Source organism: Actinomadura fibrosa, from assembly GCF_900659615.1.
GTDB lineage: Bacteria > Actinomycetota > Actinomycetes > Streptosporangiales > Streptosporangiaceae > Spirillospora > Spirillospora fibrosa.
Window position 1 is genome coordinate 17,293 of record NZ_CAACUY010000022.1, and the last position, 9,361, is coordinate 26,653.

The 9,361-nt window shown below is 70.8% G+C and carries 12 protein-coding genes; 4 read left to right on the top strand and 8 right to left on the bottom strand.

The window, feature by feature from the left end; genetic code table 11:
- Positions 1 to 115: 115 nt before the first annotated feature.
- Positions 116 to 1,597 (bottom strand): amidase, encoded by a 1,482-nt coding sequence (locus E1300_RS11100; protein WP_131756825.1) that lies wholly within the window; start codon positions 1,595 to 1,597, stop codon positions 116 to 118.
- Between the two features lie 98 nt (positions 1,598 to 1,695).
- On the opposite strand from E1300_RS11100, the gene E1300_RS11105 reads away from it, so the two are divergent.
- Positions 1,696 to 2,316: a TetR/AcrR family transcriptional regulator C-terminal domain-containing protein gene (locus E1300_RS11105; RefSeq protein ID WP_131756826.1), complete on the top strand. Its 621-nt coding sequence runs from the start codon at positions 1,696 to 1,698 to the stop codon at positions 2,314 to 2,316.
- Between the two features lie 147 nt (positions 2,317 to 2,463).
- Here the strand turns inward: E1300_RS11105 and E1300_RS11110 are convergent, their stop codons facing one another.
- A complete protein-coding gene (locus tag E1300_RS11110) occupies positions 2,464 to 2,799 on the bottom strand; it encodes a GNAT family N-acetyltransferase (protein WP_207399643.1) in 336 nt (111 codons plus the stop codon).
- 288 nt (positions 2,800 to 3,087) lie between these two features.
- Here E1300_RS11110 and E1300_RS53915 point away from each other — a divergent pair, with 288 nt between their 5' ends.
- Complete coding sequence (locus E1300_RS53915; protein WP_370784715.1) at positions 3,088 to 3,507, top strand: tyrosine-type recombinase/integrase; 420 nt, start codon at positions 3,088 to 3,090, stop codon at positions 3,505 to 3,507.
- A 77-nt stretch (positions 3,508 to 3,584) separates the two neighbouring features.
- Here E1300_RS53915 and E1300_RS11120 read toward each other — a convergent pair whose 3' ends face one another.
- Positions 3,585 to 4,169: a hypothetical protein gene (locus tag E1300_RS11120; RefSeq protein ID WP_131756830.1), complete on the bottom strand. Its 585-nt coding sequence runs from the start codon at positions 4,167 to 4,169 to the stop codon at positions 3,585 to 3,587.
- A gap of 207 nt (positions 4,170 to 4,376) precedes the next feature.
- On the opposite strand from E1300_RS11120, the gene E1300_RS11125 reads away from it, so the two are divergent.
- Together E1300_RS11125 and E1300_RS11130 are read left to right on the top strand one after the other, a co-directional pair.
- Positions 4,377 to 4,622 (top strand): TetR family transcriptional regulator, encoded by a 246-nt coding sequence (locus tag E1300_RS11125; protein WP_131756832.1) that lies wholly within the window; start codon positions 4,377 to 4,379, stop codon positions 4,620 to 4,622.
- Positions 4,556 to 4,984 carry a hypothetical protein gene (locus E1300_RS11130; RefSeq protein ID WP_131756833.1) on the top strand — a complete coding sequence of 143 codons (429 nt, stop codon included), beginning with the start codon at positions 4,556 to 4,558 and terminating at the stop codon, positions 4,982 to 4,984. Before E1300_RS11125 ends, E1300_RS11130 begins: the two co-directional genes overlap by 67 nt.
- A gap of 66 nt (positions 4,985 to 5,050) precedes the next feature.
- Here E1300_RS11130 and E1300_RS11135 read toward each other — a convergent pair whose 3' ends face one another.
- From E1300_RS11135 to E1300_RS11155, 5 genes are read right to left on the bottom strand one after another with little or no spacing between them, the layout of a single operon-like run.
- On the bottom strand, positions 5,051 to 5,821 hold the full coding sequence (locus tag E1300_RS11135; RefSeq protein ID WP_131756835.1) for an SDR family NAD(P)-dependent oxidoreductase: 771 nt from the start codon (positions 5,819 to 5,821) through the stop codon (positions 5,051 to 5,053).
- An 11-nt stretch (positions 5,822 to 5,832) separates the two neighbouring features.
- On the bottom strand, positions 5,833 to 6,591 hold the full coding sequence (locus E1300_RS11140) for an SDR family NAD(P)-dependent oxidoreductase (protein ID WP_131756836.1): 759 nt from the start codon (positions 6,589 to 6,591) through the stop codon (positions 5,833 to 5,835).
- Positions 6,588 to 7,895 (bottom strand): histidinol dehydrogenase, encoded by a 1,308-nt coding sequence (gene hisD, locus E1300_RS11145; protein ID WP_131756838.1) that lies wholly within the window; start codon positions 7,893 to 7,895, stop codon positions 6,588 to 6,590. The genes E1300_RS11140 and hisD overlap by 4 nt, the downstream gene beginning before the upstream one ends.
- 1 nt (position 7,896) lies before the next feature.
- A complete protein-coding gene (locus tag E1300_RS11150; protein ID WP_131756840.1) occupies positions 7,897 to 8,427 on the bottom strand; it encodes a cupin domain-containing protein in 531 nt (176 codons plus the stop codon).
- On the bottom strand, positions 8,424 to 9,359 hold the full coding sequence (locus tag E1300_RS11155; RefSeq protein ID WP_131756842.1) for a VOC family protein: 936 nt from the start codon (positions 9,357 to 9,359) through the stop codon (positions 8,424 to 8,426). The genes E1300_RS11150 and E1300_RS11155 overlap by 4 nt, the downstream gene beginning before the upstream one ends.
- Positions 9,360 to 9,361: the final 2 nt, after the last annotated feature.

A 9,361-nucleotide genomic window follows, 5' to 3' on the forward strand; every position in this document is an offset into this window, starting at 1 on the left:
AACCACCGCCGACTCGTACCGCCTCGCGACCCGTGCTCAGGCGCTGGGTGCTCCGCTCCCCAGAGGACCGAGCATTCGGCATTGCGAAGTCGGGGAATGGCTTGCGCGCCTGGTGTCAGAGGGGCGGCTCCAGGTGGGCCCAGGGTCGCTCGGCTTCGAGTTGTGCGGCCAGCGCCAGCAGGAGCCCCTCGCCGCCGAGCGGGCCGACGAACTGGACGCCGAGCGGGAGGTCGTCGGCCGTGCGGTGGAGCGGCACGCTCATCGCCGGACGTCCGGTGATGTTCGCGAGCTGGGTGTAGGGCACCGGTGCCAGGTTGGCGATGACGGCCTGCTTCCAGGCCTTGCTCCTGCTCAGCGGGCCGGCAAGGCGCAGTGCCAGCGCGGCCCTGCCGAGCAGGCGCAGCGGGGCCGGGGTGTCGAGCTCGCCGATGCGGACCGGCGGCTTCGCGAGCGTCGGGGTCAGCAGGAGGTCGTAGCGCGCATGGAAGGCCGCGAGCTGGCGGCTGTAGGTGTTCCACCGCTCGTGGGCGGCGTAGTAGCCGGGGGCCCGCTGCACGCGGCCGGCCGCGGCGACCAGGTGCGTGTCCAGCTCGAACGCGTCGGAGCCGGCGCCGGTGGCGCGGCGGATCTCGTCGACCGTGCAGGCGAGCTGCGTCGACCACATCGCCAGGAAGTCGAAGGCGAGCCGCCGCTCGTCGATGCCGGTCCGCGCGGGCTCGACGTCGTGGCCCAGGTCGGCCAGCAGCTTCGCCGCGTCCTCGACGGCGGCGATCGCCTGGGGGTCGACGTCGGTGCCGAGCGGGGAGGCGGTGGCGAAGCCGATGCGCAGCCGCTCCGGGACGCGCCGGGCCAGCTCGGCGTAGGGCAGCTCGGGCTTGGCCGGCAGGTAGGGTCCGCCGGGGTCGGCGGACGAGGTGAGCACGTCGAGCATCGCGGCGCTGTCGCGGACGGTACGGGAGACGACGCCGTCGACGGCCGCGCCCGCCAGATGCTCGGCGTGGAGCGGTCCGGCGGGGACCAGGCCACGGCCGGGCTTGAGGCCGAACAGGCCGCAGCAGGCCGCCGGGATGCGGATCGAGCCGCCGCCGTCGTTGGCCCCGGCGACCGGGACGATGCCCGCGGCGACCGCGGCCGCCGAGCCGCCGGAGGAGCCGCCCGGGGTGCGCCCGAGATCCCAGGGGTTGCGGGTCGGGCCGTTGACCTCGGGCTCGGTGATGGCCTTGGCCCCGAACTCGGGGGTGTTGGTCTTGCCGAAGATGACGAGTCCGGCGTCCAGCCAGCGGCGGACCACCTCGGCGTGCTCCTGGGCGACGACCTGCCGCAGTGCCCGGTTCCCGCTGCCCGTGGGCAGGCCCGCGTAGTCCTGGGCCAGGTCCTTGACGAGGAAGGGCACGCCGGCGAACGGCCCGGTGAGGACGCCGGCGCTGCGCGAGCGCGCGAGGTCGTGCATCGGCGTGACGATCGCGTTGATCCTCGGGTTCACGGCCTCGGCGCGCTCGATCGCGACGTCCAGGAGCTCGGCCGGCGTCACCTCGCCCGCGGCGACGAGCCCGGCCAGGCCGACCGCGTCCTGCGCGCGGTACTCGGCGTACTCCATGGCGCCTCCATAAAACTAGAAGCCGTAGTTTCAGTGCGGGGGACACTACACTGGCCGTCGGCCACCGCCAAGAGGCCGAGCTCGGGAGGGGACGGACCATGGGCAGGCCGCCGCGCAGGCTGGTGACCAGAGACGCGATCATGCGGGCCGCCCTCGTCCTGGTCGACGAGCACGGCGCGGAGGCGCTGTCGGTCAACCGCGTCGCCGCGGCCCTGGGCGTCAAGGGGCCGTCGCTCTACAACCACATCACCGGCCGCGACGAGGTCGTCGACGGCATCAGGGAACTGATCGTGGCCGAGATGACGCTCGATCCGTCCATCTCGCCCTGGACCGCCGCCATCGACAGCTGGGCCCGCTCCTACCGCGCGGCCTTCGCCGCCCATCCGCGCGCGGTACCGCTGTTGGCGGCGCGGCCGGTGCGGTCGACGGCGGCGCTGCGGGCCTATTCGGACGCCTTCGCCCTGCTGCGTGAGGCCGGCTGGCCGGAAGGACGGCTGCTGCCGCTGGTCCGTGCGGTCGAGTACTTCCTCATCGGCTCGGCTCTGGCACTGGACGACCCGGCGGACGCCGTGCCGCCGGTCGCCGAGGAGCGGTTGCCGCCGGGGCTGCGGCCGCTGCTCCAAGCCCCGGCGAACCACCGGGAGCTGGCCTTCGAGGCGGGGCTGGCCGCGTTGATCCGAGGCTTCGCGGACGAGCTGGAACGCACCGCACGCTCCTAGAGGACTCCGGCCTCGCCGGCGATGCGGCGGGGCCAGTGTGGTGAGGGGTGAGCGGGCCGGAGAGACGGTCGGTCACGGGCGGCTCTCGATGCCGCCGTCCGCCAGGTGTGCTGAGGTCGACGCGCCTGCCCGGTGGCCGGCCGCGGCTCAGCTGACGTGCTTCGAGTGCAACATCACGATGAGGTCTGGGTCGGGCTCGCCGCCGGCGACGGTGGCGTTGTCCGTGACGAACTCGCGCGTGACCGGCTGGAAACCCTCAGACCGGTAGAGCGTCCGGGCCTTGAGGTTCCGCGTCCTGACGTCGAGCCAGACGCGGCGCGCGCCATGCCGCCGGTAGCAGCGGCCGACGCCCGCGCGCGGCAATGACCGGCCGAGTCCCACCCCTCGGTACTGGGCGGAGACGACGATCCGGCGCAGCTCGATCGTCCTGCCGGGTTCGCCGAGTCCGGCCAGGACCCGCCTCAAGCTGAGTACGCAGATCACCGCAAAGCTCAAGGCGCACGTCGATGCCAATAGACTGAGATCAGAGGACCTCCTCTTCTCTAGAAGTAACGAGCCGGTTGATTTGGAGCCGCAACTCCTCGATGCGGAGGAGCTGACATTCGTTGCCTCCAACGGCCGGACCTATACGCATGGCACCATCACGGCCTACAATCTCGGCAATGCAAGTGCGTCCGCTGTAGGCGCGCATACGCCGACTACCGAGCACGCCGCCGCGCCAAGGGCAAAGACAATCCGCGAGAGCCGCGTGTCGCCGACACGGATCCCCACATCTCCGCGAGCTGGTTCCGGAAACACTGCTGGTACCCTGCCCGCGATGGCGCCGGGCTGGACTGCAAGCCTCGTATCCACGACCTACGTCATGCCCATGCCTCATGGCTGCTCGCTGGAGGAGCCGATCTCCAGGTCGTCAAGGAGCGCCTCGGCCATCGCCGTATCTCAACGACCGAGCGCTACCTGCACAGCCTCCCAAATGCAGACGAGACGGCCCTGCAAGCTTTGGACAAGATGCGCGCAGGGCAGGGGGAGCGGAACAATGTAAAGGAGCTCCAAAACCAACTCGAAGAGGCCCAGACAAAGATCTCAGAGCTCCAAGCAATCATCGCGGACCAGTTCACAGCACAGAGCCAAGTCAGGCCGCGACACCTTCGTCCTCTCCCCGCCCCACTAGCTCCGTCGAAGGATGCCTGACAGCAGCAAAGGGTGGATGAGGCCGGTGTTCAGGACAGTCCGAAAGGCTGCGTTCGCCGCACGGACAGAGTATCCGGCTACCGCAGGGCGGCGTCCAGCCTCGTTGCGGGTCTTTGGGACGATGTCGCGGCACTCGAGTCCGGCCAGCGCTCGGGCCGCGCCTGAGCATCGGCATCCAGCCAGCGCGCGACCGGCCTGTACTCGATGACCTTGCGCAACGTCTCCCGGAAGGACTGGGCGAGCTCACCTAGCTCCCGCGACAGACCAAGCCCAGCAAGAAGACCGCAATACCTAATGGATGCGGGGATCTGCGGCTGCATCGCCTTGGCGAGCTGCGCGCTGTACTGGTTGTTGGTCTTGAACAGGTCGGCGTGGATGGCCGAGAGCGGCTTGGCTGCCTCCGCTAGACCGCTGCTGAATGTCAAGGCCGGGAGTTGTGGTTGTGCTGCCTTGAGGAGATCGGCGTGTATGGCCGAGAAGGCTTTGGTTGCGTCCGCCGAGAGGTTGTCGAGTGCCGTCGAGACCCGGATCTGCGGCCGCGCCGCCTCGGCGAGCTGCGCGCTGAAACCGCTCAAACTCTTGGTCATCGAGGCGTGCATCATGCGGAAGATCGACGATCCGAAACCGCCGAACGGAGAGGGCCCAGTACTGCCAACAGTCACGTGGTCCCTCCCTTCCAGACAGCGCTTCCGAACGGATAGGCACAGACTAGTCAGTCCGCGATTCCGTCCGGGTAATCCAAAGCCCCCCTGCCGCGGTTCACCGTGACTGGGCGGAATCCTCAACGAGTACGAGCATGTGGTGTGACCTGCACAGATGTAGTTTTCGGTAGGGACACCGCCTCCGGATCGCACTTGCCCGGTGCGGTGATGGTCTTCGCCCCGGTCAGGCCTTCGGTGAAGAGCACGGTGCCGACCAGCGACGGCGTGACCGGCGCCACCTTCGGAAAAACGTACGGGGCCAAGACGCGCCTTGCCGATGTGGCCGAGCAACTGGGCGTCACCCGGCAGACCGTCTACTTCTACTTCGCCGGCTCGAGGAACTGCTCGTGGCCGCCGCGCAGCATGCCGTCGGTGGCTTCCTGGACCGGCTCGCCGCGCACGTCGCCCCCCTGAGCGGCGACGCCGAGATCCTGGCCGAGGGCATGTTCTCTACCTACGACCGACTGCCGCACGACCCCTACCTGGGGATCCTGCTGGCCAGCGGTCGTACCGGCGCGTTCGCCCAGGGCATCACCTCACCCACCGCGACGGCGTTCGCCCACACGATCCTCACCCGCTTCGACATCGACTGGGATGCCCGCGGCTACAACGCCACGGATCTGGACGAACTCGCCGAACTCATGCTCCGACTGCTGCAGTCCTTCGTCATCGATCCCGGCCACCCCCCGCGCTCGCCCCAGGAGTTCCGTGCCTACCTGCGCCGCTGGTTCGAGCGCTTCCTCCTCGACGTCCGCCAGCCGTCGGGGGCGCCGTGACGATCACGGTGCGTCCCGTATCGCCTGGCTGGACGACGCGGGCCGTGGCCGGCTGGCGTCAGAGGCTCAGTGGCGCTTCGGGGCGGGGCGGGTGGCGTCGGCGATGGACTTGTGCGAGACGTGGGCGGTCAGGCCGCCGTCCACGGTGATCTCGGCGCCGTTCACGTAGGAGGACTCGTCGGAGATCAGGTAGACGATGAGCGGGGCGACATCTTCGGGGACGCCGATGCGGCCGAGGGGGGTCTCGCCGATCGCGACGTTGCGGAAGGCCGGGGACGCGTCCGCCATCAGCGGCGTGTCGATCAGGCCGGGGAAGACGGCGTTGACGCGGATGCCGAGTTCGCCGTACTCCAGGGAGGCGGAGCGGGTGAGGCCGCGCAGCGCCCATTTGCTCGTGGTGTAGGGAGCGGCGGCGTGCCCGGACATGCCCGCGACGGACACGATGTTGACGATCGAGCCACCCGGCCGCATCAGCGGGAACAGCGTCTGCATGCCGAGCAGGGGTCCGGTGACGTTGATGTCGAGGACCCGCCGCCACTGGGTGAGACCGACATCGGGCAGGCGGTCGCGGGCGGCGACTCCCGCGTTGTTGACCAGCCCGTCCAGGCGGCCGTGCTCGGCCTGGAGCGCGTCCCGCAGCGACCTCCAGGCGGATTCGCTCGTCACGTCCAGGCGATGGTGGGTGAGGGAGCCCGGCCCGGACCAGGTGGTGTCGGTGTCGAGGACGTCCGCGATCCAGACGTGGGCGCCCTCGCGGGCCAGGTGCTCGGCGGCGGCCCTGCCCTGGCCGCGCGCGCCGCCCGTCACGACGACGACCTTCCCTTCGGCTCTGCCCATCCGCGGTCCTTTCACGGTGCGATCATTCCGGCGGACACGTCGATGTCCGCTCCGCACATGCCGGGAATCTGGAGCATGGCGACCACGGCGGCGCCGACCTCGTCCTCCTCGACCAGGCGGTCGAGGGCGGCGCGGGAGACGAAGGCGCGTTCGGCCTCCTCGGCGGTTCCGCCCGAGGCCTCGGCCTCCAGGCGGAAGTTGCGTTCCATCCGCTCGCCCCGGACGGGCCCCGGAGAGATGGAGTTGACGCGGACACCCTGTGGCCCGGCCTCGAAGGCGAGCGTCCGGGTCAGGCCGAGAACCGCCATCTTGGACGCGGCGTACGGTGTGCGGCGTACGAGGGGGCGTTTGCCCGTCACGGACGCGACGTTGACGACGTCGCCGTCGCCGCGCTCGTACATGGGCGGCAGGAACGTCCGGCACATGAGGTGGATGCTGCGGACGTTCGCGGCGAACACGTCGTCCCATTCGTCCGGGTCGATCTGGACGAGCGGCTTGACCGGCCCGCCGACGCCGGCGTTGTTGACGAGGATCGAGATCTGCTCGTCGGCCAGTTCCGTGCCGAGTGCCGTCACGGCGGCCGGAACGGAGACGTCGCAGATCGCGGAGCGCGCGTCCGGCAGCCCGTCCCGCACGGCGGCCAGCCTGCCCGCGTTGCGGCCGACCAGGACGACGCGGCAGCCGGCCCGGCCGAGGTGCCGGGCGATGACCGCGCCGAGGCCGCTGCCCGCACCGGTGACCAGGGCCGTCCGGCCGTCGAGGGGGCTCATGGGATCCCGATCTCCTTGAGCCAGGACGGGGTGCCGTCGAGGTGGGCGGCGCGCAGGTCGCCGGAGCGGGCGTGGCCCTCGAACAGTTCGACGCGGGCGGCCCGTCCGCACACCCGGCCGAGTTCGGCGGCGGCCACAGGGTCCGTGACCTCTTGGTATGTCACGGTCTTGAGGTATTTGCCGACCCAGAGGCCGCCCGTGTAGCGGGCCGCGCCGCGCGTCGGGAGGACGTGGTTGGTGCCGATCACCTTGTCGCCGTAGGAGACGCAGGTCCCCGCGCCCAGGAACAGCGCCCCGTAGTTGCGCATCGAGGTCAGCGCGTCGCGCGGATCGGCGGTGAGGACCTCGACGTGCTCGGACGCGAAGGAGTCCGCGATCGCCCACGCCTCGGCGCGGTCCGCCGCGACGATCACCTGGCCGTGGTCGCGCCAGGCGGGGCCGGCGAAGTCCTTCGTCGGCATGCCGGGCAGCAGGCGATCGACCAGGTCGATGACCTGGCGGCCGAGGTCCGCGGACGTGGTGACCAGGACGGCGGGCGAGTCGGGCCCGTGCTCGGCCTGGCTGAGCAGGTCCACGGCGACGGTGACGGGGTCGGCGGTCTCGTCGGCGACGATGAGGATCTCGGTGGGGCCGGCGATGAGGTCGATGCCGACGGTGCCGAACAGTTGCCGCTTGGCCTCGGCGACGTAGGCGTTGCCGGGGCCGGCGAGCAGGTCGACGCGGCCGATGGTCTCGGTGCCGAGGGCGAGGGCGGCGATGGCCTGGACGCCGCCGAGCAGATAGATCTCGTCCGCGCCCGCCAGCGCCATCGCCGCGACGGTCGCGGCCGGGATCTCGCCCCGGATCGGCGGCGTGCAGGCGGCGACGCGGGGGACGCCCGCGACCTTGGCCGTGATGATCGTCATGTGCGCGGACGCGACGAGCGGGTAGCGGCCGCCCGGCACGTAGGCGCCCGACGCGCCGATCGGCACGTTCTTGTGCCCGAGGACGACGCCCGGCAGAGTCTCGACCTCGATGTCGGTGATCGCCTCGCGCTGCCGTTCGGCGAAGCCGCGCACCTGGGCCTGCACGTAGCGGATGTCCTCGATCACCTGCGGGTCCACGCCCGCGACGATCTCCTCGACCTGTTCGGGGGACAGCCGGAACGATTCCGGCGACCACCGGTCGAACCTCTCGGAGTAGCGGCGGACGGCGTCGTCGCCGTTCTCTCTGATGTCCGCGATGACCGAGGTGACTGTCTCGCGGACGCGGTCGTCGGCGGCTTCGGTGACCGGGGCGGATGGGCCCTTCAACGTCGATGACACGTCAGGATTCCTCTCGGGGGCGCATGGGGTCGTGGAAGAGGGAGCCCAGGACGTCCGGGCCGAGCACGTCCGCGAGCGAGTCGGTGAAGACGCCGTCGACGAGCACGAACACCATGCGGGCGGGCACGGCGCCGCGGTTCTCCCAGCGGTGGACGGTGCCGCGCTGGACGACCACGTCGCCCGCGCGGAGTACGGTCTCGGCGCCGTCCAGCACCAGGACGACCTCGCCGTCCAGGACGATCCCGTAGTCGATCGACCGGGTCCGGTGCGTGGGCGAGACCAGGCCGGGCGGGAACACGTTCACCCGGATCTTCGTGCCGCCCGGTTCGGGTGGGACGGTCAGGGAACGCGCCGTCGGCTCGCCTTCGGTGGCCGTGATGGGCGCGGGCATGGCGTCGGTGCACCAGATCTCGTGGAAGGCCGCGCCGTCGGGCGCCGTACGGGCGACCGGCGGCGCGCCGTCCGACAGGAACACCGACCGTCCCGCCGCGTCGTGGCCGGTGACGACCCTGCGCGGGCTCGCGCCGCTCATACCGGCGGCGCCTGGAACAGCACGTCGGGGTCGTTGAACTGCTCCTTGGCGATGACCTCGCTCATCGGGTCGGCGGTGCCCCACTGGTCCTGCGTGCGCTGGTCGTCCACGTCGTGCCGGTCCGGATGCCAGGTGTCCTCGTCGACGACGGCCAGCTCGGTCGTGTACTCGACGGTGTTGCCGTGCGGGTCGTGGAAGTAGGAGAAGGTGTTGTCGCCCGCGAGGTGGCGGCCCGGGCCCCAGGTCAGCCTGGTGCCGGCGCGCAGAGCGCGGCCCGTCCCGCGCATGTACTCCTCGACGCCGCGCATCTCGAAGGACGCGTGGTGCAGGGACACGTGCGGGCCGCGGGCGATCGCGAAGCTGTGGTGCAGCCGGTTGCAGCGCATGAAGTACATGAGGTCGCCCATGCGGTGGCTGTAGAGCGTGTCCGAGAGCCGGAACCCGAGGTGCCGTTCGTAGAAGGCGCGCAGCCGTTCCGGATGATCGGAGTTGACCACGCAGTGCGACAGGCGGACCGGGATCGCCTCGCGCTCCTCGATCTTGCGGTGGACGCGCGGGGACACACCGGACGAGACCTCCACGACCCGCCCGTCGGGGTCGAAGAAGCGGAGGCCGTAGCCGCCGCCCGGCGTGTCCAGAAGCCGTGGCTCGTGGACGAGTGAAACGTTCCCGGCGATCAGCCTGGAGGCGAGGGCGTCGACGTCCGCGCTGGTCGCGGCGCCGAACGCGACCAGGTCCATGCGCTTTCGCTCGTCCCGGCGCAGCCGCACGACGTAGTGCTCGGGGCTGCCTTCGGCGGCGAAGAACGCCAGCCCGCCATCGCGGGCGACCTCCGTGAGCCCCCAGACGCCGGTGTAGAAGGCGCGCTGGCGCTCGAAGTCGGGGACCGCCAGGTCGAGGTGGCGGAGGTGGGTGATGGGCTGAAGTGTCATGT

What these genes read in the sequence shown, in the direction of transcription:
- E1300_RS11125 (WP_131756832.1), top strand. Translation starts at nt 4,377, where the DNA reads ATGGTCTTCGCCCCGGTCAGGCCTTCGGTGAAGAGCACGGTGCCGACC.
- E1300_RS11100 (WP_131756825.1), bottom strand. Translation starts at nt 1,597, where the DNA reads ATGGAGTACGCCGAGTACCGCGCGCAGGACGCGGTCGGCCTGGCCGGG.
- E1300_RS11140 (WP_131756836.1), bottom strand. Translation starts at nt 6,591, where the DNA reads ATGAGCCCCCTCGACGGCCGGACGGCCCTGGTCACCGGTGCGGGCAGC.
- E1300_RS11155 (WP_131756842.1), bottom strand. Translation starts at nt 9,359, where the DNA reads ATGACACTTCAGCCCATCACCCACCTCCGCCACCTCGACCTGGCGGTC.
- E1300_RS11105 (WP_131756826.1), top strand. Translation starts at nt 1,696, where the DNA reads ATGGGCAGGCCGCCGCGCAGGCTGGTGACCAGAGACGCGATCATGCGG.
- E1300_RS11150 (WP_131756840.1), bottom strand. Translation starts at nt 8,427, where the DNA reads ATGAGCGGCGCGAGCCCGCGCAGGGTCGTCACCGGCCACGACGCGGCG.
- E1300_RS11135 (WP_131756835.1), bottom strand. Translation starts at nt 5,821, where the DNA reads ATGGGCAGAGCCGAAGGGAAGGTCGTCGTCGTGACGGGCGGCGCGCGC.